Source organism: Asticcacaulis sp. SL142 (assembly GCF_026625745.1).
GTDB lineage: Bacteria > Pseudomonadota > Alphaproteobacteria > Caulobacterales > Caulobacteraceae > Asticcacaulis.
Map to the genome: position 1 here is coordinate 2,491,750 of NZ_CP113061.1, position 21,706 is coordinate 2,513,455.

Consider the following 21,706-nt stretch of genomic DNA (forward strand, 5'->3'; position numbering starts at 1 on the left):
CTTAAGAGATATGCCATGAAACGCCCTTCGTTTTTAGCCCCCGTAGCTGCCCTTCTGGCCTATGCGATCAGCGCCACAACCGCAGCCGCTCAAACCGCCCAGTCGAACCCACAAGGCTCTAGCCCGATCCTGGGCGCCGTTAACTGGATACAGGGCACTTTGCTGGGCAATGTCGCCACGGCCGTCGGCGTGATTGCCGTCGCCGCCGTCGGCTTCATGATGCTCACCGGACGAATGAACTGGCGCTTTGGGGCAACCGTGATCTTAGGGTTGTTCATTCTGTTTGGGGCAGCGACCATTGTGGCCGGCATCCAGTCCGCCGCCGGTTAGGATCAGGCCATGACCGATCTTGTCAAAGCGCCCATCTTTCGCGCCCTGACCCAGCCGCAGATGTTTGGCGGCGTGACCTACAGCTATTTCATCATCAATGGCGTGGTCACGACCGAGTTTTTTCTGATCACACGCTCGTTCTGGGCGTTTGGTATAGCGCTTTTGGTCCATGTGATCGGATATCTGGCCTGCCTGCGTGAACCGCGCATTTTCGACCTGTGGCTGACTAAGGTCTCGAAATGCCCGCGCATCAAAAACTATCGCTTCTGGCGGTGTAATTCTTATAAGCCCTGAATTAGGTTTTAGTGTATGTCCGTAAACGGATTTTTAGGTCTGGGGCCAAAGGAACAGAGAATAGGCGACCGCTTGCCCTATTCGCACCTGTTCAACGATTCCACCGTCGTGCTGCGCGATGGCTCGCTGATGCAAGCGCTCTATATCGACGGGTTCGGGTTTGAAACCGCCGACACCACCGACCTCAATACGCTCCATGCCCTGCGTGAAAGTGCGCTTAAGGCGATCGGTCATTCGCGGCTGGTGCTGCACCACCATATCCTGCGCCGTAAGGTCAGTGTCGAAACCTCCGGCCAGTTCGATAATGCCGTGGCCGAGCATATCAATGACCGCTGGCAGGCGCGCTTAAGCTCGCGCCAGTTGTTCGTCAACGACCTGTTCATCACCATCGTACGCCGTCCGGCCAAGGGCAAGGCGGGTCTGGCCGAAGGTCTGGCCAAGATGTTCGGCGGTGGCGCCACCGACCGCGAAGCCGAAATCCACCGCGATATGCGCGATCTCGATGCCGCGCGCGAAGCCCTAATGGCCGCCCTTGGGCGCTATGGCCCGCGTTTGCTCGGCGGCTATGACACCAAGGATGGCCGCTGCAATGAGCCGCTGGAGCTGCTGTCGGCCATTTTTCACGGCGAAATGCGCCCGGTTATGCGCCCGACCCTGACCGCCAAGGACGACCTTGGGCATTACATCCCCTATCAGCGCCTAAGCGTCGGCGTCGATGCGCTGGAGCTGAAATCGGCCGGTGATACCAAAAGCTTCGGGGCCATGCTGTCGGTCAAGGAATACCCACCTCATGCGGTGCCAGGGATGCTGGATGCCTTGCTGCACCTGCCCTATGAAATGACCCTGTCGCAAAGCTTTCAGTTTGTGGATCGCCAAATTGGCCTTGAGCGGGTGGGTCTGGCCCTGCGCCGTCTGCGCGCCGCCGACGATGATGGCGTGACCCTGCGGGCCGGGCTGATGAACGCCAAGGATGAGCTGGCATCCGGCCAGACGACGCTGGGTGAGCATCACCTGTCGGTCATGGTGCGCACGCCAACCTTAGAGCAACTCGATCAGGCCGCCGCGCAATGTTCCTCGGCGCTGGCCGATATCGGCTCAATATCCGTGCGCGAAGATATCAATCTGGAGCCGGCGTTTTGGGCACAGTTTCCGGGCAATGAAAACTATATCGCCCGCCGCGCTTTGATCTCCAACTCGGCCTTTGCCGGCATGGCCAGCCTGCACGGTTTTGCGCTCGGTAAGGCCGCCGGCAATCACTGGGGCGACGCCATTACGGTGCTGGAGACGACCTCGGCCACGCCCTATTTCTTTAATTTCCACGCGGCTGACCTTGGCAATTTCACCATTATCGGCCCGTCCGGTTCGGGTAAGACGGTCGTACTGAACTTCCTCGCCGCTCAGGCCCAGAAGATAAATCCGCGCACCATCGTCTTCGACAAAGACCGCGGGGCGGAAATCTTTATCCGCGCCATTGGCGGTCACTATGCCGCTCTGCGGGCCGGGGAGCCAACCGGCTTTAACCCGCTGCAACTGCCCGATACCGCGACCAACCGGGCGTTTCTGCGCGATTTCATCAGCCGTCTGATCACCGGAGATGGCACGCCGCTGGCTCCCGACGAAGACGCCGTCATTGCCGCCGCCGTCGACAGCCAGTTCGAGCAGGAACCACGCTATCGTCGCCTGCGCTATTTCCAGGAACTGCTCGGCGGGTCACGCCGTCCGTCGCAAGGCGATCTGGCCACCCGTCTGGCCCCGTGGGTCGGCAGCGGTGAGTGGGCGTGGCTGTTTGACAACGAAGTCGATCACCTCGACCTCGAAGCCCGCGTGCTCGGCTTTGACATGACCCAGTTTCTGGATCAGCCGGCGCTGCGCACCCCGATCATGATGTATCTGTTCCACCGGGTTGAAGAACGGCTGGATGGCAATCCGGCCATGATCCTGATCGATGAGGGCTGGAAGGCGCTGGATGACGAAATCTTTGCCGCCCGCATCCGCGACTGGATGAAAACCCTCAGAAAGCGCAACGCCATTCTGGGCTTTGGCACGCAAAGCGCATCAGATGCGCTCGACAGCCGCATTTCCTCGGCGATTATCGAACAATCCGCCACCCAGATTTTCATGGCCAATCCGCGCGCCCAGATGGACGATTACGGCGAAGGCTTTGGTTTGTCCGAACACGAAGTCGGCCTTATCCGCGCCCTGCCGTCCCATGCGCGGGCATTTCTGGTCAAGCACGGCAATCATTCGGTCGTGGCCCGCCTTGATCTGTCGGCCATGCCTGACCTCTTGACCGTGCTGTCGGGCCGCGAATCGACCGTGCGCCGTCTGGACGAACTGCGCGCTGAGTTGGGCGACAATCCGGCCCACTGGTGGCAGCCTCTGGTCGGGACACCCTATCCGGGCAAACCCGCTGCGATAGACGAGCCGCGTCTGAAAGCGGGGGCCTCATGACCCCGGTGATATCCGCCTGCCCATCCATGCCACTCGAAGGTTCAACGGGTATTTCCGGTGCCCTGATCAGCGTCGACTGCCAGATCAGTCAGGTCGTGGAATCGAGCTTTGCCCGCCTGTTCGGGTCGGGCGGGATGCTGGGCTCGGTGCTGACCGCACTTCTGACGCTCTATATCGCCTTTCTGGCTTATGGCCTGATCACCGGCCGGACGCGCATGACCTTAACGACCATGAGCCCGCGTGTGCTGGCGATCGGTCTTGTGCTGACGTTTGTCACCGCCTGGCCCGCCTATCAGACGGTTGTCTATAACCTGCTGACGCGTGGGCCGGATGAGATCGCCGCCGCCTTGACCGGCTCCCCCGGCGGGGCGACCATCGCCTTTTCACGGCGTCTGGATGTGCTGTTTATCCATTTCGCCGATGCCGCGACCGCGCTAGAAAACTCCACCGCCCAGACGGCGCAGACCACCACATCTTTGATGCGCAACGGTAAGACGACCGCGTCTGACCTGCTGTGGGGGTCAGGGCTTATCCTGCTGCTATCAACGGTCGGCACGCTCATCCTGTCGCGCCTGATCCTGACCCTGCTGCTGGCGACCGGGCCGATCTTCGTGATCTTTGCGCTGTTTTCATCCACGCGCGGCCTGTTTGAGGGCTGGCTACGCACCGCCGTCGGGTTTGCCTTCGTGCCGATGCTGGTGGTCTTAGGCGGTTCAGCCTGCCTGACCCTGCTCAGTCCGGTCATTCTGGCCATATCGAACGACCCCTTAAAAGCGCTCAATGACATTCAACCGATCGTCATTCTGTTCATGGGCTCGATCATCTATGCCACGCTGTTGCTGCTTTTGATGTGGACGGCGTTTAATATGCTCAAAGGCTGGCACCCGCTCAAAGGCCGCTCTGAGCCACAAACCCCTGAAAATATTCAGGTTGCCCAGACCCTGGCTGCCGGACAATCTGCCGCTTTGCAAACCCAAGGCTTGATCAACCGGATGGGAACCGCCGGTTCAAACACCGCCACCTCCGTTTCTAATTCCAGCCGCCTGCAAAGCGTCAGCACCTCTTTGAGCACCGTGCAATCAGCCGCAGGCTCATCTGCCTCATCATCATCCGGCACCCGCCGCGCCAACACTGTTCAGGGCCTTGGCCAGAGGTTCCGCGCAAATGCGCCCTCCCCGGCCACCGCCCCCTTATCAAAGACACCGGGTTCATGAGACACTTACCGCTTATCTGCCTGTTAACCGCATCCGCGCTCAGTTTTGGCGCGCCCGCCCTGGCTCAGGTCAGTGCGGTCGGATCGGATGACCGTATTCGCACCATCAAATTTGATGACGGCGCGGTCGTTCAGCTTGATACCTGCCTTGGCTTTCAAACCATGCTGTCGTTTGCCGACAACGAAAAGGTTGAGAACATCGCCATCGGTGACGCCGCCCAGTGGCAGGCCACGCCCAATAAGCGCGGCAATATCATGTTCATCAAGCCCTTCGTCAGATCGGCCCATACCAATATGACGGTGGTGACCGATAAGCGAAACTACAGCTTTGAGCTTAACGCGCGCGACACGACGGCCTGTAAACGCGGCGAGGTCACCTATGATCTGCGGTTCCAGTACGATCCCGAACCCACTGCCATGACGACCACCGCCGATGGTCAGATAAAGGTTGAGCCCGCATCCCGCCTGCCGGAAAAACGCAATACCGACTATACGTTTTCGGGTCAGGCTGATCTGGTGCCGTTGCGCGTGTTCGATGATGGCACCTCAACCTATATGCGCTGGTCGCAGGGTCTGGTTATCCCGGCCATCTATGCGCTGGGCTATGACGGTAGCGAGAGCATGGTCAATTTCGCCCATGTCGAAGGCTATATCGTGATCGAACAAATCGCCCCGGCCTTCGCCCTGCGCAAAGGTGAGGGCCGTACCGTGCTTTATAACGAAGGCTTCACGCCGCCGCAGCTAGATGCCAATTCGCCTCAGCCGCGCCCGGAGCCGGAAAAGAAGAAATTCTGCCTGTTCGGCTGCAACACCGATGCCGCCGCCCCGTCGGAGGGCCAGTAAAATGAAATATAACCTGTCCTCATCCCCTCAGCCGCAAAAAGACCCGCGCACCCAGATGGATTCGTCTGAGCTTAAGGCCGCCTCGACGCGCGCCCTGCCCGATGTGGCGCAAAAATCAAACGCCAAGGACGCGCTGGTCATGGCCGGTGGCATATTGGGGGCGGTGTTTCTGGGGGCCGTCACCTTGGTGACACTCAGCAATAATCGCCAAAACCCAACGGCCGCGCAAACACCGCCACAAACCGAGCCACAGACCCCGCCGGGATCGGTGGTTATGGATCAACCGGCCACACCTCTGACTGAGGGGCCGATCATGCCGGTGCCCCCGATTGAGCAGCCGCAGCCGCCAGTTCCGGTAAATGGGGCACCGCCGCCCGCGAGCCCTGACAATAATCCCCGCGCCAATACGCTGGTCTATGACGTCAGCGCGCCTGAACCCGGTGCCAATGCGCCCGCCGCCCCCGGCTCAGCACCGGTATCGCCAGTTCTGGCCGCCCGTGGCCCCAGCGTCGGTGACCTGACCGGCGTCGATGCCACCTTTCAGGCCCGCGCCTCACGGATCAACAATCCGGGCTTTGTGGTCCCCCAGGGCACCATGATCCCGGCGGTGCTTGAAACCGCGCTCAATTCCGACCTGCCCGGCTATACGCGGGCGCTGGTGTCGCGCGATATCAAAAGCTTTGACGGCAGTCGCGTCATCATTCCGCGCGGTTCGCGCCTGATCGGGGCCTATCGTTCGGGTCTGTCGAGCGGTCAAAAGCGCCTGTTTGTGACCTGGACGCGCCTGATCCGCCCTGATGGCACGGCCATTCAACTGGCTGATCCGTCCACCGATCCTTTGGGTCAGGCGGGCCTCACCGGTGATGTTGACAGCCATTTCTTTAAGCGGTTTGGCTCGGCCATGTTGTTGTCGATCATCGGCGGCCTGTCGTCGTCCCTCAACGACAACAACTCCAACACCGTAGTCATCGGCACGGCCAGCGGCGCCAACAATGCCGCGACCGCAGCCCTCGAATCCGACTCCAAGATCTCCCCCACCATCAAGGTCGCGCAAGGGACACCGATTCAGGTGTTTGCTTCCCGCGATCTCGATTTTACCCAGTAGCAAGGGGGCAAGCCCCCTTGACCCGAAACCTATCAGGACGAATTCGTCCGCTACCATTGAAAGCCAGCTTTAATGGCCGTTGAACCGCTCCACCCCGAAGGCGTTTATCTCCGCACCTATCTGGCGCCCTTTCGTCAGTGGCTGGACCGCGCCGATGTGACCGAAGTCATGGTCAATCGTCCCGGCGAAGTGTGGGTGGAAATTTCCGGTCAGCCGAACATGCAGCGTTTCGATGCGCCCGACATCAATGACCATCTGGTCAGTCGGCTGGCGGCCCAGATCGCCCGCATCAGCCATCAGGGCATTAACCGCGAAAACCCGTTGCTGGGGGCGACCCTGCCGACCGGTGAGCGGGTGCAAGTCATCGGCCCACCCGCCACGCGTAAAAACTGGGCTCTGGCGATCCGCCGCCACGTCATGGTCAATCGCCCGCTTGAAGCCTATGACCGCGGGCCGATCAAGGCCGCGACCTATACCACTCGTGAGCAGGATCAGGTGGCCGCCCGCCGCGATCCGGTCGGCTTCCTGAAAAAAGCCGTGCTCGCGCGCAAGACCGTGCTGATTTCCGGCGGCACCTCATCCGGTAAGACGACGTTTCTAAACGCGATGCTGCAAACCGTGCCGGAGTCTGAGCGCATTATTCTAGTCGAAGACACGCCCGAAATCATCGTTCACCAACCCAACGCGCTCGGCCTTGTGGCCGTTAAGGGCGAACTGGGCGAAGCCAAGGTCACGGTCAATGACCTGCTGCAAGCGTCATTGCGGCTACGGCCTGACCGGATCATCGTCGGCGAAATTCGGGGGGCTGAGGCGGTCACGTTCTTACGCGCCATCAATACCGGCCATCCGGGATCGTTCACAACTGTCCACGCCAACTCACCGCAAGGGGCGCTGGAACAACTGGCGCTGATGGTCATGCAGGGCGGGATGAGCCTGTCGCGCCAGGAGACGCTGGCCTATGCGTCCAGCCTGATTGATGTGGTGGTGCAACTGTCGAAATCCGGCGGCGAACGCGGCATCAGCGATATCTACTGTCCGGTTTGATCGTTACAGAGCCGACATAACCGCGCTACTGAATTTGCCGCATTGGCTTTGTAAGCCTTAAGTCCCCACATAAAATAAGGACTTAAAGCTTTGACCCACCCCCACGCCCCCAATGAGCCTTTCCATAAGGACGAAGGCAGCCTTCAGGATCTGATTAAATCCGTCGCCTCGCGCAGGCGCTCCCTGTCCATTATCGGCGGCGGGCTGTTTACGGCCACCTTCGCCTCGGCCTGTGGCGGCGGCGGAGGGGGCGGGACAACCACCGCCACGGTCAGCAGCAGCGCCTCGTCTTCGTCAAGTTCATCATCCAGCAGTTCGACTTCCAGTTCGGCCTCGTCATCCTCAACCGCCAGCGGCACCTGCACCACCTATGCCGAAGAAACCGCCGGTCCCTATCCCGGTGATGGCTCCAACACGGCATCAGGCTCAGTGATCAATGTACTGGCCTTATCCGGCATCAATCGCTCAGATATCCGCACCTCGGTCGGTTCGGCGTCCGGTACAGCTCCCGGCCTGCCGATGACGCTTACGATCACTCTGGTCAATTCGGGTAATAGCTGTGCGCCTCTGGCCGGATATGTCATCTATCTGTGGCATTGCACCCGCGACGGGCTTTATTCGCTCTATACCCTGACCGGCGAAAACTATCTGCGCGGCGTGCAGGTGACCGACGCCAATGGTCAGGTGACCTTTACCACCATATTCCCGGGCTGCTATGACGGACGGATGCCGCACCTACATGTTGAGGTTTATCCGTCGCTGGCGGCGGCGACCTCCTACGCCAATAAGCTAAAGACATCGCAGTTTGCCCTGCCACGCGATGTCTGCGCATACGTCTACGCCAATGTCAGCGGCTATAGCGCCAGCGTCAGCAACCTGAGCCGCATTACCTTTGCCAGCGACAATGTCTTCTCTGACAACAGTGCGGCCCAGCTTGCCGCCCAGACGATTGCCTTAAGCGGCGACACCACAAACGGCTATACCGGCACGGTGACCTATGGGGTGACTATTTAGCGGCCGCTTTGCGTCCAAATGAAAAGCCGCCAGCCCTTATTCAGGGCTGACGGCTTGTTTGAAAGCGCCTCTATGGGGGAAAGGGGCCTTCAAATAGGGACTGTCCTAGCTTAAGGGGGGAAGTCGTTGGGACAATCCATCAAAGCGTTTCTCAATGAAAAGCTTATGATAAAAGACTATCACAAAAGGCGAATTGCACCATAAGCGCTCGCATCACAGTTGTGTGAGTCACGCGCGGATCAAATCGCCGTTTACGCGAAAAACATCTTGAATATCACCCCCTTAAGGCCATAGGGTTTTGGGGGTCGATATTGCACAAAAACGTGAAGGGTTAAGGATCATGGCGGATACAACAGGCGTTCTGGTCGGATATTCGCAGTCGCCGACCTCTGGCGGCCCGCAGACCCTGCTGTTCACCCGCGCGAACCGTCACGGTATTGTGGCTGGTGCCACGGGTACGGGCAAGACCGTGACCCTGCAAATCCTGGCGCAGGCCTTTTCCGATGCGGGTGTGCCGGTGTTTGCCGCCGATATCAAAGGCGACCTGTCGGGCGTGGCGGTGGCGGGCAGCCCAAATGAAAAACTGCTCGAACGCGCCAGGATCATGAACCTTGATCTGGCGCCCAAGGCCGCGCCGGTCATTTTCTGGGATATCTTTGGCGAAAAAGGCCACCCGATCCGGGCGACGATTTCTGAGATGGGGCCGCTGCTGCTATCGCGGCTGTTTGAACTGAACGACGTGCAGGAAGGTGTGCTCAACATCGCTTTCCATGTGGCCGACAAAGAAGGGTTGCTGCTGCTGGATCTGGCCGATCTGCGCGCCCTGCTCAACCATGTGGCTGAGAATGCCAAGGAAATTTCGGCGACCTATGGTCAGGTATCGACGACCTCAATCGGTGCCATTCAGCGCCAGTTGCTGACGCTGGAAACCCAGGGCGGCGCCAGGTTCTTTGGCGAACCGGCGCTGCGCCTCGAAGACCTGATGCGCACGGATTTGTCGGGTAAGGGCTACATCAATATTCTGTGTGCGGACAAACTCATCGGCAGCCCCCGCCTCTATTCGACGTTTCTGCTATGGCTGTTATCTGAACTGTTCGAGGAATTGCCGGAAATCGGCGATCCGGAAAAACCGCGCATGGTGTTTTTCTTCGACGAAGCCCATCTGTTGTTCAACGAAGCGCCGAAATCCTTGCTGGAAAAGATCGAGCAGGTCGTGCGTCTGATCCGTTCCAAAGGGGTCGGCATCTATTTCGTCACCCAAAATCCGGCCGATGTGCCGGACTCGGTTCTGGCCCAGCTTGGCAACCGCATCCAGCATGCCCTGCGCGCCTATACACCGTCCGAACAAAAGGGCCTGAAAGCCGCCGCCAACTCGTTCCGCGCCAATCCTGAGTTTGACACCATCGAGGCCATTCAGGGCCTAGGCGTCGGTGAGGCGCTGGTGTCGCTGCTGGATGAAAAGGGCCGCCCGACGGTGACCGCACACGCCCTGATCCGCCCGCCCGCCTCGCGTCTGGGGGCAACCACCGACGCGGAACGTCAGGCGGTATTCGCCAAATCACCCGTTGGTGGCGTTTACGATGAAGCCAAAGACCGTGAATCCGCCTTTGAAATCCTGTCCAAACGCAAACAGGCCGAGGTGGTCGAAGAAGAAGAGGCGAAAATCACCAAAACCACGGTCAAGGAACCGGCGCGCAAAGCCTCATCGACCGAAAAAGCGGTGACCTCAGTAGCAGTTTCGGTCATCCGCACCATTGGCGTCACGCTTGGGCGCGAACTGGTGCGCGGCTTGCTGGGCTCGATGAAGAAAACGACCAAGCGGCGGTAAAAACTCTCCTCCCTATGCCATAGGCATGGGGAGGTGGATTTGGGAGCGTAGCGACAAAATACGGAGGGGTACTCTGTGGGTTATACCCCTCCACCGCTTCGCGGTCCCCCTCCCCATCTTCGCCAAAAGGCTCAATAGGGAGGAGATTTGCTCCCCGTTACGGGTCAAGGGGGCTTGCCCCCTTGCGCTGCTTGAGGGCATTTTTTTAGGCGCGCTACCGCTTCGCTGCTTGAGCGCGGCCCCCTTGTGCTTTTAGTTGCCCTAACGCTACGCTTCTTGAGGGCGGTGGCGTTATCTTAGGAATTTCAGATTATAGTACCGGATATGTTGCACCCGGTTCTGGCCCTGATTGCGTGGACGATGCTGATGCTGGTTTGGCTTTATGCCGCCCGCATAACAGCTTTGTTTGCCCATAAGGTCGACCCACAGCGTCTGACCGATAAGCGAATGCTGGCGCAACTGCCGCCCTATGCCCACAATCCGGCCGATAATTACGCCAACCTGCTGGAGCAGCCCGTGCTGTTTTATGCCTTAAGCAGCGTCATTCATCTGAGCGGTTGGGGCGACCGACTGTTTATCACGCTGGCGTGGATCTATGTGGGCCTCCGGATCGTCCATTCGCTGATACAAGCACTGCACAACATCGTCATTTTGCGCTTTTGTGTGTTTTTGTGCGCCACCGGCATATTGGGCTATATGCTGATCCGGACGATCAGGGTCGCCTTGAACGTATAGGCCTGGCCCGATGGCTTACGACACACGGGCCAGCTTTATAACTATTTAGGCCGCTCTCACCGTTTGCAGGAATTTATCCATTTCGGCCTGTAGCCGTTCGGCCTGCTGGGCCAATTCACCGGACGAGGCCAGGACCTGGGTGGCCGCTTCTCCCGTTTGTTCCGACGCCTGGGCAACACCTGAAATGTTGAGCGTGACTTCCTGAGTGCCCATGGAGGCCTGATTAACCGCGGCAATGATTTCCTGAGTGGCCGCGCTCTGTTGCTCGACCGCTGAGGCAATGACCGCATTGGTGCTGTTGATATTCTGAATCGTGCCAGTAATATTCTGGAACGCCTCTGCGGCCTTGGCCGTAGCGCCCTGAATTTGGTTGATTTTCCTGGATATTTCCTCTGTCGCCTTACTCGTCTGGGCCGCCAGCGCCTTAACTTCTGAGGCTACGACCGCAAACCCTCTACCCGCTTCACCGGCGCGCGCCGATTCAATCGTGGCATTCAGCGCCAGCAGATTGGTCTGTCCGGCCAGACCGGCGATCAGGTCAACCACACCGCCGATGCTGGCGGCGACCTCATTAAGTTCATTGACGACACTGCCGGCCGCATCAGCCTGACGCACGGCATCATGGGAAATCTGGGATGAGGTTGACACCTGACGGCCGATTTCACCGACAGACGCACCCAATTCTTCAGCGGCAGACGCAACCGAAGTGACATTGGCCCCGGCTTCTTCGGCCGCACCGGAAACAGCCGCCGACTGCGCCGACGTTTCCTGTGCTGTGGCTGTAAGCTGTGAGGCTGATGCCTGCATTTCCGTGGCCGCCGCAGAGACCAGTTCGACAATACCGCCGACATTGCGCTCAAAACTGTCAGCCAGTTCCAGTATGGCATTTCGCCGATCAATGATTTGACGCGCTTCGGTTTCGGCCTGCTCGGAGGCAATACGAGCTATCCGCTGCGCATTGGCGTCAAAGGCTTTGGACATATCGCCCAGTTCGTCCTTGCGGTCCGTGCCGGGCACCTGAATGTTATCAACGCCGCGGGATATGTCCTGCATGGCTTTGGTGAGCGCCACCAGGGGTTTGACCAGCACCTGGTTAAGACCCGCCAGAGCCCCGACAGATATAGCCAGTATGATAAGGCCGCCCGCAACGGTCACCGTGCTTATCAGGTCGCGACTGTGCTGGGCCTCAATTGTGCGTTCAGACAGCAAGGTCTTTTCCTCAGCGGCCATTTCGCCAATTTTTTTGCGCAGCCCATCCATTGAAGCTTTACCGGCACCCGATCCTTCGAGACTGCGGGCCTGCTCCTGCGTAGCCGGATCGGCCATCAGTTCCAGTTCTTTGGCCGCAACCTGCGTCTTCCAGGTTTTGACCAAAGCTTCAACCTCATCCAACCGGGCCTGCTGTTCAGGATTGTCGGCCGTTAATTTGCGAACATTGGCTATGGCGGTGACTGAATCTTTTGCCCCGGCATGAAACGGTTCCAAAAATTCCTGATCGCCGGATACCAGATATCCCCGCAAGCCCGTCTCCTGATTGATCAGGGCGGACTGAATGGCGGTCAGTTCATCGAGCACATTATAGGTGTGGGTGGTCATCTGGGCCGATTTAGCCAGCTTACCCTGCACGATCCAGATCGTCGCACTGACGCACAGGCTGGTTATAACGATGGCGGCAAAAGCCAGCCCTATCTTTTTCAGAACCTTAAGATCTGTCAGAAACCTTGCCATTTATGTTGCCCTAATACTGTTACGCGTTTCCCGAATGGCAGAGGCTTTAAAGACGTAAGCCTGTGCGCATACAGGTTCACGCCGAATCTACACTTTTACTGCCTTGTCTCATTTATTATGGTTAGTATTTGGAAACGTGCGGTTAACACATTTTGTTACCGCTTGCCGCGAGCTAACACTCAGGCTTGTTACGCCCGCCTTTAATGTTTAGGCACGATCCGCCACATTTTGAGCTTATGCTTGACCCTGCCCGCTTCGGTGCCGGCGCGGGCGCCGTGGCCCATATAGAGGTCGGCGCGGATTTTACCCTTAATGGCCCCTCCGGTATCAAGCGCAGAAACCATGCGCTGATACTGCGGGAAGGCGTCTTTTAACGCGCCCGCATTGGCATCGATCCAATAGAGATCGCCGTACTGATGGTGGGCCGGATCAACCGCAATCGCTGACCCGCCCGGCAAAGGCACACCCGCCGCACCCAAGGGATCATGCGGATCTTCGATCTTGAAAAAGGCATAGCGCGGATTAAGATTCATCATCTCACGCGCCACGTCGCCGCGATTGGCCGCCAGCCAGGCGCGGATATTGTCGCCGGAAGATTTGTCTTTTTCCAGTATCCCGCGATCGACCATGGGCTTTGCGATCCCCACAAAAGGATGACCATTATCGGCGGCATAGGCGGCCAGAAACTTAGAACCGTCCGGCAACTCCAGATAGCCCGACCCCTGAAGCTGCATGAAGAAATAGTCTTCCGGTCGCATATAAAGCGGGGTTTCGGCGGGCTGGGCTTCGATTTCGGCGCGGGTGTAATAGGGGACATACTGGCCATCAACCACGCGCGCCGCGACCTTAGTGGCTGTTTGCGGTGGGAACATCTGATCGCCGCGCACGATCACCAGATCAGCAGGTTTAAGCCGCACAGGTTGCGAAAATTCGGCATCGGGTGTACTGACAGCCTCATATTCCGGCACGAAATAGGCCGTCAGCAGCCCCTCACCGTCCAGACCCTCGACCGCAAAATTGGCCTCGAAAAAGGCCTTTATGTCATCAGGATCGGCAAAATCGGTGTGGCTAAGTTTTTCGCACACGCGCTGATACTGTCGGCCTTTTTTATAGGCGCAGGTCCCGCGCAAGGCTTCAAACGCCACAAAAGAATCCGACAGACCCCATCCAGGCAAACTGGCCAGGGGCTTGAGGGACGAAGACGGTTCGGGAACCGGCGCAGGCTTCGGTATTGCCGGCGGCAGCGGGGTCGGCGTTACAGGTTTAGGGGTTTGCGCGCACGCGGCTAACATTGCCGACAGCGCAAGGCCCGCTAATAGCTTTAGCCTCACGCTTTGGCCGCCTCGACCTTGGCCAGCAGCCACGGATTATTGCCGGATTTCAGGTTCTTATGGAACGTCCAGTATTCGGCGGTGCGCTTATGGGTTTTCTTCGCCTCAGCAGGCACCGGCAGGACATCGGTTTCCGGCACGGCCTGCTCCGCAGGCTTTGCGGCCTCGGTCTGATAGAGCAATTCTGACAGGAAACGCACACGAATATGGGCAAAGTCATCCTTGAAATCGATCAATTCCATATCGACCTTGGGGCCATCGACAAAGGTGACCGTTTCTTTGGGCGCTGACGGATCGCGGTTTTGCACAGCTTTTGAGAACACATTATAAACATTGTCGGCCAAACGATCCTTGACCGGATCGACATCGCCCTTGGTGAAGGCCACGACCACGCCTTCATAGGTTTCGCGCGCCTTTTCAATGAAGTTGATTTCATTGAATTGCGGGTCGCGAGCCTTGAGCGCTTCGAGGTTGGGAAACTTCGGCGCTTCGGGCTTTTTTTCGATGCGCACCGGCCCGTCACCATCCTCGCTTATCCGGGGAGTCGGCTTGTCCTCGACCTTAAAGCCCACGCGACGGCCTAAGACATTATAAAGCTGGAACAAAACCACTACGGCAATGACCGCAAATATAACCAGTTCGACCGACATCCCTTTAAACTCTCTTACTTTGCGTGTTTGATTTACTATCTATATAGGGAAAGTTTAAGGAAACGGAACCGTTCAGTTCGATTGCTTATTGTTTTCTTGCGTGATAGCAGCGTTTTTACACTAAAAAGCGCGGGTCGCAGCACCCTTGCGCCCATAGCCGGAGTTGTTTTGTTATGACTGATACCGTGGCTCCTGAAGCCAACACCCAAAACGGGGCCCAGACCGATGGCCTCACCGCCCTGCCCGCCAATATGCAGGTTCTGGCCCAGTTTATCCGCGATTTTTCGTTTGAAAACCCGCGCGCCCCTCAGTCGCTGCGCATGGATGTCCGCCCCGAAGTCGATATGGGCGTCGAAATGAACGCCAAGGGCCGCCCGGATGGCCTGTTTGAGGTTGATCTTAAGCTGTCGGTTAAGGCCACTAATCCTGAAGGTCCGGTATTCAATATCGAGCTGGTTTACGGCGGCCTGTTCCAACTGGCGAATGTCCCGCAACATATGGTCGAGCCGACTCTGCTGGTCGAATGTCCGCGCTACCTGTTCCCGTTTGCCCGTCGCATTATCGCGGATGTCACCGCTGACGGCGGCTTCTTCCCGCCGTTCATGGTTGAGCCAATCGATTTCGCGGCGCTTTACATGTCGCAAAAGTCTGCGGGGACTATCGGTGAAACCGCCGGCCAGGCATAACCGACTGCGATAAAAAGTCGCCTTTCGGGTACTTTTAAGTGGATTTAAATGGTCGCCTCTGATCTCGAAGCTGTTCTTCGATCAGGGGCGGCTTTTTTATTGGTAATTTGTATCGGCAGGCCAAAGGGCCTTGTCTTTCAGATACTTGGCGATAAAGGCTTTGTGAGCCTGCGCCTCCTCCGGATGAATTTGCGATGGCAAAGGTTTCGGGCGCAAGCCATAGGGTTTGGCCTTATAGGCCAGTCCATCCTCGCCAAAGTCACTGGCCATAGCCAGATCGAGGCCGCGCTCCTTGCCGCCCATCAGTTCCAGATAGACATCGGCCAGCAGCCGCGCATCGAGAAGCGCGCCGTGCTTATCGCGCTCGGCCAGCGAAATATTATAGCGCCGGCACAGAGCATCCAGCGAATTGGCCATACCCGGAAAGACATTGCGCGCAATCTCAAGCGTATCGAGCCACTGGGTTTCCGGCAGCGGCACACGGCCTAGGCGCTCCAGTTCCATATTGATGAAGCCACGGTCAAAGCTGGCATTATGGGCGATGATGCGGCTATCCCCGACAAAGTTGAGGAATTCTTCGGCCAGATCGGCAAATTTTGGTTTACCGGCCACCATCTCATTGGTGATGCCGTGGATGCGCGTGGCATCGGCCTCGATAATGCGCTCAGGGTCCATATAGCGGTGCAGACTGCGCCCCGTCGGCAGAAGATCCTCAAGCTCGACACAGCCGATTTCAATCAAGCGGTGCCCCGCCCTGGGGTCAATGCCGGTGGTTTCGGTATCGAAGACAATTTCTCTGGCCATACTTAAGCGTTTTCCCAATAAGTGGCCCCCACTTATTGGATAAGAAAGAGCGACTAAAAAAGTTTATGGGTTGCTTCGCTGGGGCTTGTCCAGATCGCCAGATAGTAATTTCTTGTGGAGAGCCGCCACCTCGGCGCGGGTGGCCTCAAGCGGCTGATCGGTCAGGATCAGAAAGTCCGCCCGCTGACGTTTTTCAGTATCGCTGATCTGACGCGATAAGATGTCATTAAACTTGGCCTCAGTCATGCCGGGGCGGGCCATGACACGGGCTTTTTGCACCTCAGCCGGCGCACTAACCACCACAACATAGTCGAGGTTTTTCTCAGACCCGGTCTCATACAGCAGTGGGATATCAGCCAGAACCAGCGGTGAGTCCCCGTGCCTTTCCATAAATACCGCGCGGTCTTCGCGCACCAGGGGATGGACAATAGCGTCCAGCACCGCAAACTTCGACAGATCAGCTTTCAGGATTTCCGACAAACGGGCGCGGTCGATGCTGTTGTCTTTTAAGATCACCCCGAACGCCGCACATAGCTTATCCTTCAGAGGTTGTGAGGTCGCATAGAGCCGATGGACGACCTCATCAGCATCCCAGACCGGTACGCCCAGATGCGCGAACATCTTCGCGACCGTCGATTTGCCCATACCGATTGAGCCGGTCAGGCCCAGCTTAATCACAGGCTTTCCCCAAGATAGCGCAGAGCCAGATCACGGATATCAAACTCAGCAGACGGCGCTTCGCCATAAAAGGCTTCAAACGATGGCCGCGCCTGCTCGATCAGCATGTTCAGGCCATCGACCAACTTAAGCCCCCTCGCCTCCGCCGCCTGTAACCACGCGGTTTTGAGTGGCCGATAGGTCATATCCATCGCCGTGGCCTGATCCGGCGCATGGTCAAACAGCGGCAAAGGCCCGCCGGACGCGGCATTGACGATGGCCGTCACCCCATCAAAGGCACGCTCAATCTGGGTAACATCGTATGCCGATACGCCGTCCTTAAACACAAACACCAACTCTTCGGCACGGGCGATGGTACGGTTGACAATGCGCACATCCGTGCAACCCCTGGCCAGCAGGGCCGCGATCACGGCGCGGGCCGCACCCCCTGCCCCCATGATCGCCACCGGCTTTGTCAGGTCGCAGTCTGGTGACTGTAGCTCAAAGGCCCGGATCAAACCGAACCCGTCCGTCGAATCCGCATGGACATGGCCTTCGTCATCAAAGGTCAGCAGATTGGCCGAACCGCAGGAAAGTGCGATGTCCGAATAGCTGTCGGCCAGTTTAAGGGCAATTTCCTTAAACGGTGCGGTGACGTTCAATCCTTTGATGCCATTGGTGCGGCACGACAGGATCAGCCGTTCAAAGCCGTGCTCATCTTTTGGCGAAAACGGCACATAGACCCCATTGAGGCGCAATTCGCGCAACCAGGCGTTATGCAAAAACGGGCTCAACGACTGATGGATCGGCTGGCCAACCACGCCAGCCACTTTCGCCGCCCCTGTGGGCAAGGTCTCAATCATGATGCAATGACCTCCAGATGACGCAGTTGGTTCAGCAGTGGCAGCATGGGTAAGCCCAGAATGGTAAAATAATCGCCGCGAATGTCATCAAACAGTTGCAGGCCCAGCCCTTCGAGTTGGTAACAGCCTACGCTTTTCAGCACCTCTTCGCCAGCCTGCGCCAGATAGCTGTCGATAAAGGCATCATTCAGACGGCGCACGCTCAGTTCAGCCGTGCCGACATGGGACCAGATGATCTGCCCACCTTGCGCCAGCGCCACCGCGGAATGAAGATAATGGGTTTGGCCGCTGAAGCGCTTAAGCAGGGCTCTGGCCGCCTCGAAGGTGTCTGATTTGCTGATCAGGTCGCGCTCGATTTCAACCACCGAATCCGCCCCGATCACCAGACCGTCGTGCCGCAGGGATATGTGGAGCGCCTTTTCCTGCGCCAGTTTCAGGGCCACCGATTTGGGGCTATGGGCGCGGGCAAGATACTCATCCTTAATGGCCTCTTCGTCGATCTGGGCGGGAATGATGTCAAAGCCTAAACCCGCATTGGTCAGCAAGGTGGCGCGGATTTTGGAGCCGGAGGCAAGGATTAAGGTCATGAAGTAAAGGCCTTTTGCAGGGGGCTAGCCCCCTGCACCCATAACTTGGTGTTGTATCGGCTAACCGGATTAGCCCTGACTATAGTTTCGGGGTGCAGGGGACAAGTCCCCTGCGATACTTAAATCCCGCCTAACCTGCCTGTCCGCTTTTCATTAAGTAAGCTGATGATCGCGGCTGAGGTTTCTTCGATACTGCGGCGGGTGACATCGATCACAGGCCACTCTTTACGCTCAAAAAACCGGCGGGCGGCGATGATCTCGTTGCGGACGGCCTCGGTATCGGTATAGGTCGAGGGCCGGTCGTCATTATTGAGCGACAGCAGACGGTTTTTGCGAATAGAAATCAGCCGCTCCGGTGAGGCAATCAGGCCGACAATCAAAGGCTCGGTCAGATTATCGATTTCTTCGGGCAGCGGACGGCCCGGCACCAGCGGAATATTGGCGGCCTTGATGCCGCGGTGAGCCAGATAGATGCAGGTCGGTGTCTTTGAGGTACGCGATACACCAACCAGAATGACCTCGGCCTGGGCCAGACGGTCGGCGAGTGCGCCGTCATCGTGGGCAATGGCGTAATTCAGCGCTTCGATGCGCTCGAAATATTCATTATCAAGATTGTGCTGGGCGCCGATGCGCTTAGAGACCGCCGCCCCAAGATAACGCGAAAACGCCACCACCATAGGGTCAAGCACACCGATCGAGGGGATATCCAGTTCCCGGCAACGGATTTCCAGATTGGTGCGCAGTTCAGAATCGACAATCGTATGCAACACAATGCCGGGAAAGCTTTCGATCTCCACCAGTGCCCGCTCTAGCTGCTTAGGCGAGCGGATCAGCACATAGATATGCTCAATCGGCAAAATGCCCTCAAAGCGGGCCGCGGCGGCCTTGGCCAGAGCATTAAGGGTCTCACCAGTCGAATCCGAGACCAGATGGACATGAAAATAGGTGCCGATCTTAGAGGATAAGGTTTTCAGGCTGTCCGAGGTCATAAAATCAGACTTTCAAAAATATATCTGTGTATCGAATTTGGGGAAAACCCGCGTATAAGTTCGTGCGTAATTCCCCCGTCAAGTCAAGCTCTGTGCCCTGCCCCTGTGATTGGGGAAAAGGGTTAAGATATCCTGCAAGCGCCCCGTGATTTTCCCCAATCCGGCGCGTTGGGGGTTTTATATCGGGCCCGTTGTGGGTAAGTTAATCTTTCATTAACCCTGTATATTTACCTCTCGTTAAGCATTAAGAAATTTTTAAGGATTCCTAATATTTGGTTAATTATCCCGACTTTTCACAGGCTGTTAAAAGTTAATTTTTCATTAATTCCGATCTGTGAAAAACCCGTGATAAGCGTCCGCGTGCGCCAAATTGTCCCGTTCATTAAGCCACCTACTACCACTGCTTCCTTTTATTATTTTATTATGTCATTGGAGCCCATATCCGGATAATACGGCAGGCTTGACCCAGATAGTTGTGGCAGATATGACGATTGAACCTTCCTCAGTGCTTATGGCCCCGATCCTTAAGGCTTTAAGTGGGCAGACCCAAGCCATACCCCCGGTATGGTTCATGCGTCAGGCCGGACGCTACCTACCGGAATACAGGGCTTTACGCGCCACCACACCTGAATTTATCTCGTTCTGCCTCAATCCGGAGAAGGCGGCTGAGGCCACTTTGCAGCCGATAAGGCGCTTTGGATTCGATGCGGCGATCCTGTTTTCAGACATACTGGTGATCCCACAGGCCTTGGGTCAGAACGTCGCCTTTGAAGCCGGTGAGGGGCCGGTCTTAGGAGAACTACCGTCATTAGAGTCCATGCGCGATCTGGCGGGGCAGGCGGGCGTGCACCTTAAAAACGTCGGTGAAACCCTGATGCGGGTGCGGGCCGCAATTGATCCGGATAAAACGACGCTGATCGGGTTTTGCGGCGGGCCATGGACGGTCATGACCTATATGCTCAACGGTCGCAAAGCCCAGGATCGCACCCTGATCCGCGCCTTTGTCTATGACAATCCGGTCTATGTCGAGCAACTTATGGATATTGTTATCGAAGCGTCGGCCCATTACCTGAAGATGCAGGCCGATTCCGGGGCGCAAGTGCTTAAAATCTTTGAAAGCTGGGCGGAAGGGTTGCCCGATCCTTACTTTGACCAACTGATCATTGAGCCGCACAAAAAGCTGATCGCACGGGTGAGGGAACTGGGTGTGACCCTCCCGATCATCGGCTTTCCGCGTGGGTCTGAGGTGCGGCTGTTTGATTACCTTGCGGCCGTGAATGTCGAGGCTCTGGCGTTAGGGACGGCCACGCCTCTGAAACTGGGTCGTGAGTTACAAAAGATAAAACCAATCCAGGGCGCCCTTGATCCCGTAGTGTTAAGATCGGGCGGTGTGGCCCTTGAGGCCGCCATTGACCGGTTGCTTGAGGCTTGGGGGCAGGGGTCGTACATCTTTAATCTCGGCCATGGTATTTTTCTCGATACGCCGATCGCCCATGTCGAAAATGCACTGAAACGGATCAGAGGCTGATGAAAAAAGTTGCGGTTTTATTGTTCAATCTGGGCGGGCCTTTGGAATCCAAGGACGTCAAACCGTTTCTCTATAATCTGTTCAAAGATAAATATATCATCAGCCTGCCGTTTGGCCTGCGCCATTTTGTGGCCCGGCTGATATCGGCGACGCGCGAAAAATCGGCTCAGGCCAATTACAATTTCATGGGCGGCGGCTCACCTATATTGGCGCAAACCCAGGCGCAAAGTGAAGCTCTGGCGGCGCACTGTCAAAAAACCATCACTGGCGCTGAGGTTAAGACCTTTATCGGTATGCGCTACTGGCATCCGTTTGTTGAGGATACGGTCAAAGAGATCGAAGCGTGGGGGCCGGATGAGATTGTGCTTCTGCCGCTCTATCCGCAGTTTTCCAAGACCACGACCCTGTCGTCGCTGTCGGCGTTTAAGAAAGCCTATAAGGGTCGCGCTAAGGTGACGGCGGTGTGCTGCTATCCGGAAAATGACTTTTTCATTAAGGCGCAGGTTGATCTGATCCGCGCGGCGATCAAGGATATCAAAAATCCGGAAGGTTACCGGATTCTGTTTTCGGCGCATGGTCTGCCGGAAAAAGTCATTCAGGAAGGCGACCCGTATCAGGCGCAGGTTGAAGCGACCGTGGCTAAGGTCATGACCGAACTTAACACCGACATCGATCATGTGATCTGTTACCAGAGCCGGGTAGGGCCGCTGAAATGGATTGGACCGGCGACCGATGGCACCATCACAAAAACAGGTCAAATGGGTAAGAACATCGTCCTGGTGCCGATTGCCTTTGTGTCGGAACATATCGAAACGCTGGTGGAACTGGATATCGAATATAAGCATCTGGCCGATGAAGCCGGGGTGAAGGACTATATTCGCGTGCCGGCGGTTGGCACGAACCCTGACTATATCCGCGCCTTGGGGGATCAGGTGCTGAAAGCGCTGGCGACCACCGAAGCGGTCATTAGCGACCATGCCTGTGCGGCTTGCCACAGCCACTGCCCTAAGCTAAAGGCGGCTTAAA

Annotated in this window: 21 protein-coding genes; 13 read left to right on the top strand and 8 right to left on the bottom strand. The window is 57.3% G+C overall.

The window, feature by feature from the left end:
• Positions 1 to 15: 15 nt before the first annotated feature.
• The 10 genes from OVA03_RS11305 to OVA03_RS11350 all read left to right on the top strand — a co-directional run bounded on the left by OVA03_RS11305 (position 16) and on the right by OVA03_RS11350 (position 10,857).
• Positions 16 to 330 carry a TrbC/VirB2 family protein gene (locus OVA03_RS11305; protein ID WP_189484908.1) on the top strand — a complete coding sequence of 105 codons (315 nt, stop codon included), beginning with the start codon at positions 16 to 18 and terminating at the stop codon, positions 328 to 330.
• 9 nt (positions 331 to 339) lie between these two features.
• Complete coding sequence (locus tag OVA03_RS11310; RefSeq protein WP_267524629.1) at positions 340 to 624, top strand: type IV secretion system protein VirB3; 285 nt, start codon at positions 340 to 342, stop codon at positions 622 to 624.
• A gap of 15 nt (positions 625 to 639) precedes the next feature.
• A complete protein-coding gene (locus OVA03_RS11315) occupies positions 640 to 3,075 on the top strand; it encodes a VirB4 family type IV secretion/conjugal transfer ATPase (protein ID WP_267524631.1) in 2,436 nt (811 codons plus the stop codon).
• Positions 3,072 to 4,289 carry a type IV secretion system protein gene (locus tag OVA03_RS11320; RefSeq protein WP_267524632.1) on the top strand — a complete coding sequence of 406 codons (1,218 nt, stop codon included), beginning with the start codon at positions 3,072 to 3,074 and terminating at the stop codon, positions 4,287 to 4,289. Before OVA03_RS11315 ends, OVA03_RS11320 begins: the two co-directional genes overlap by 4 nt.
• Positions 4,286 to 5,131 carry a TrbG/VirB9 family P-type conjugative transfer protein gene (locus tag OVA03_RS11325; RefSeq protein ID WP_267524633.1) on the top strand — a complete coding sequence of 282 codons (846 nt, stop codon included), beginning with the start codon at positions 4,286 to 4,288 and terminating at the stop codon, positions 5,129 to 5,131. The genes OVA03_RS11320 and OVA03_RS11325 overlap by 4 nt, the downstream gene beginning before the upstream one ends.
• A 1-nt stretch (position 5,132) precedes the next feature.
• A complete protein-coding gene (locus OVA03_RS11330) occupies positions 5,133 to 6,236 on the top strand; it encodes a TrbI/VirB10 family protein (protein WP_267524635.1) in 1,104 nt (367 codons plus the stop codon).
• A 72-nt stretch (positions 6,237 to 6,308) separates the two neighbouring features.
• On the top strand, positions 6,309 to 7,280 hold the full coding sequence (gene virB11, locus OVA03_RS11335; RefSeq protein WP_267524637.1) for a P-type DNA transfer ATPase VirB11: 972 nt from the start codon (positions 6,309 to 6,311) through the stop codon (positions 7,278 to 7,280).
• 90 nt (positions 7,281 to 7,370) lie between these two features.
• Positions 7,371 to 8,294 carry an intradiol ring-cleavage dioxygenase gene (locus OVA03_RS11340; protein ID WP_267524639.1) on the top strand — a complete coding sequence of 308 codons (924 nt, stop codon included), beginning with the start codon at positions 7,371 to 7,373 and terminating at the stop codon, positions 8,292 to 8,294.
• A 340-nt stretch (positions 8,295 to 8,634) separates the two neighbouring features.
• A complete protein-coding gene (locus OVA03_RS11345) occupies positions 8,635 to 10,122 on the top strand; it encodes a helicase HerA-like domain-containing protein (RefSeq protein ID WP_267524640.1) in 1,488 nt (495 codons plus the stop codon).
• A 324-nt stretch (positions 10,123 to 10,446) separates the two neighbouring features.
• Entirely contained in the window at positions 10,447 to 10,857 is a 411-nt protein-coding gene (locus OVA03_RS11350) for an MAPEG family protein (RefSeq protein WP_267524641.1), read from the top strand.
• 45 nt (positions 10,858 to 10,902) lie between these two features.
• On the opposite strand, the gene OVA03_RS11355 is transcribed toward OVA03_RS11350, so the two are convergent.
• From OVA03_RS11355 to OVA03_RS11365, 3 genes are all read right to left on the bottom strand, one after another.
• Entirely contained in the window at positions 10,903 to 12,585 is a 1,683-nt protein-coding gene (locus tag OVA03_RS11355; protein WP_267524642.1) for a methyl-accepting chemotaxis protein, read from the bottom strand.
• Positions 12,586 to 12,785: 200 nt separating this feature from the next.
• A complete protein-coding gene (locus OVA03_RS11360) occupies positions 12,786 to 13,730 on the bottom strand; it encodes an MltA domain-containing protein (RefSeq protein WP_324291000.1) in 945 nt (314 codons plus the stop codon).
• 182 nt (positions 13,731 to 13,912) lie between these two features.
• Complete coding sequence (locus OVA03_RS11365; RefSeq protein WP_267524644.1) at positions 13,913 to 14,566, bottom strand: Tim44/TimA family putative adaptor protein; 654 nt, start codon at positions 14,564 to 14,566, stop codon at positions 13,913 to 13,915.
• A gap of 173 nt (positions 14,567 to 14,739) precedes the next feature.
• Between OVA03_RS11365 and secB the strand changes: the two genes are divergently transcribed.
• On the top strand, positions 14,740 to 15,252 hold the full coding sequence (secB, locus tag OVA03_RS11370; RefSeq protein ID WP_267524645.1) for a protein-export chaperone SecB: 513 nt from the start codon (positions 14,740 to 14,742) through the stop codon (positions 15,250 to 15,252).
• A gap of 96 nt (positions 15,253 to 15,348) precedes the next feature.
• Here secB and dnaQ read toward each other — a convergent pair whose 3' ends face one another.
• From dnaQ to OVA03_RS11395, 5 genes are all read right to left on the bottom strand, one after another.
• Entirely contained in the window at positions 15,349 to 16,056 is a 708-nt protein-coding gene (dnaQ, locus tag OVA03_RS11375) for a DNA polymerase III subunit epsilon (protein WP_267524647.1), read from the bottom strand.
• A 63-nt stretch (positions 16,057 to 16,119) separates the two neighbouring features.
• The gene (gene coaE, locus OVA03_RS11380) at positions 16,120 to 16,734 is read right to left on the bottom strand and encodes a dephospho-CoA kinase (RefSeq protein WP_267524649.1); all 615 of its coding nucleotides are present in this window, start codon (positions 16,732 to 16,734) and stop codon (positions 16,120 to 16,122) included.
• Positions 16,731 to 17,576 (bottom strand): shikimate dehydrogenase, encoded by an 846-nt coding sequence (locus tag OVA03_RS11385; RefSeq protein ID WP_324291001.1) that lies wholly within the window; start codon positions 17,574 to 17,576, stop codon positions 16,731 to 16,733. Before OVA03_RS11385 ends, coaE begins: the two co-directional genes overlap by 4 nt.
• Positions 17,573 to 18,163 carry a Maf family protein gene (locus OVA03_RS11390; protein WP_267524651.1) on the bottom strand — a complete coding sequence of 197 codons (591 nt, stop codon included), beginning with the start codon at positions 18,161 to 18,163 and terminating at the stop codon, positions 17,573 to 17,575. The genes OVA03_RS11385 and OVA03_RS11390 overlap by 4 nt, the downstream gene beginning before the upstream one ends.
• Before the next feature lie 119 nt (positions 18,164 to 18,282).
• A complete protein-coding gene (locus tag OVA03_RS11395; RefSeq protein WP_267524652.1) occupies positions 18,283 to 19,152 on the bottom strand; it encodes a pyruvate, water dikinase regulatory protein in 870 nt (289 codons plus the stop codon).
• A gap of 484 nt (positions 19,153 to 19,636) precedes the next feature.
• Between OVA03_RS11395 and hemE the strand changes: the two genes are divergently transcribed.
• Positions 19,637 to 20,680 (top strand): uroporphyrinogen decarboxylase, encoded by a 1,044-nt coding sequence (gene hemE / locus OVA03_RS11400; protein ID WP_267524653.1) that lies wholly within the window; start codon positions 19,637 to 19,639, stop codon positions 20,678 to 20,680.
• Positions 20,677 to 21,705 carry a ferrochelatase gene (gene hemH, locus OVA03_RS11405; protein WP_420710506.1) on the top strand — a complete coding sequence of 343 codons (1,029 nt, stop codon included), beginning with the start codon at positions 20,677 to 20,679 and terminating at the stop codon, positions 21,703 to 21,705. The genes hemE and hemH overlap by 4 nt, the downstream gene beginning before the upstream one ends.
• The last annotated feature ends 1 nt before the right edge of the window (position 21,706 follow it).

Excerpts from the sequence above, each read along its gene's own strand:
- OVA03_RS11305 (WP_189484908.1), top strand. The coding sequence starts at position 16 with ATGAAACGCCCTTCGTTTTTAGCCCCCGTAGCTGCCCTTCTGGCCTAT.
- OVA03_RS11310 (WP_267524629.1), top strand. The coding sequence starts at position 340 with ATGACCGATCTTGTCAAAGCGCCCATCTTTCGCGCCCTGACCCAGCCG.
- OVA03_RS11315 (WP_267524631.1), top strand. The coding sequence starts at position 640 with ATGTCCGTAAACGGATTTTTAGGTCTGGGGCCAAAGGAACAGAGAATA.
- OVA03_RS11320 (WP_267524632.1), top strand. The coding sequence starts at position 3,072 with ATGACCCCGGTGATATCCGCCTGCCCATCCATGCCACTCGAAGGTTCA.
- OVA03_RS11325 (WP_267524633.1), top strand. The coding sequence starts at position 4,286 with ATGAGACACTTACCGCTTATCTGCCTGTTAACCGCATCCGCGCTCAGT.
- OVA03_RS11330 (WP_267524635.1), top strand. The coding sequence starts at position 5,133 with ATGAAATATAACCTGTCCTCATCCCCTCAGCCGCAAAAAGACCCGCGC.
- virB11 (WP_267524637.1), top strand. The coding sequence starts at position 6,309 with ATGGCCGTTGAACCGCTCCACCCCGAAGGCGTTTATCTCCGCACCTAT.
- OVA03_RS11345 (WP_267524640.1), top strand. The coding sequence starts at position 8,635 with ATGGCGGATACAACAGGCGTTCTGGTCGGATATTCGCAGTCGCCGACC.
- OVA03_RS11350 (WP_267524641.1), top strand. The coding sequence starts at position 10,447 with ATGTTGCACCCGGTTCTGGCCCTGATTGCGTGGACGATGCTGATGCTG.
- OVA03_RS11355 (WP_267524642.1), bottom strand. The coding sequence starts at position 12,585 with ATGGCAAGGTTTCTGACAGATCTTAAGGTTCTGAAAAAGATAGGGCTG.
- OVA03_RS11365 (WP_267524644.1), bottom strand. The coding sequence starts at position 14,566 with ATGTCGGTCGAACTGGTTATATTTGCGGTCATTGCCGTAGTGGTTTTG.
- secB (WP_267524645.1), top strand. The coding sequence starts at position 14,740 with ATGACTGATACCGTGGCTCCTGAAGCCAACACCCAAAACGGGGCCCAG.
- dnaQ (WP_267524647.1), bottom strand. The coding sequence starts at position 16,056 with ATGGCCAGAGAAATTGTCTTCGATACCGAAACCACCGGCATTGACCCC.
- OVA03_RS11385 (WP_324291001.1), bottom strand. The coding sequence starts at position 17,576 with ATGATTGAGACCTTGCCCACAGGGGCGGCGAAAGTGGCTGGCGTGGTT.
- OVA03_RS11390 (WP_267524651.1), bottom strand. The coding sequence starts at position 18,163 with ATGACCTTAATCCTTGCCTCCGGCTCCAAAATCCGCGCCACCTTGCTG.
- OVA03_RS11395 (WP_267524652.1), bottom strand. The coding sequence starts at position 19,152 with ATGACCTCGGACAGCCTGAAAACCTTATCCTCTAAGATCGGCACCTAT.
- hemE (WP_267524653.1), top strand. The coding sequence starts at position 19,637 with ATGACGATTGAACCTTCCTCAGTGCTTATGGCCCCGATCCTTAAGGCT.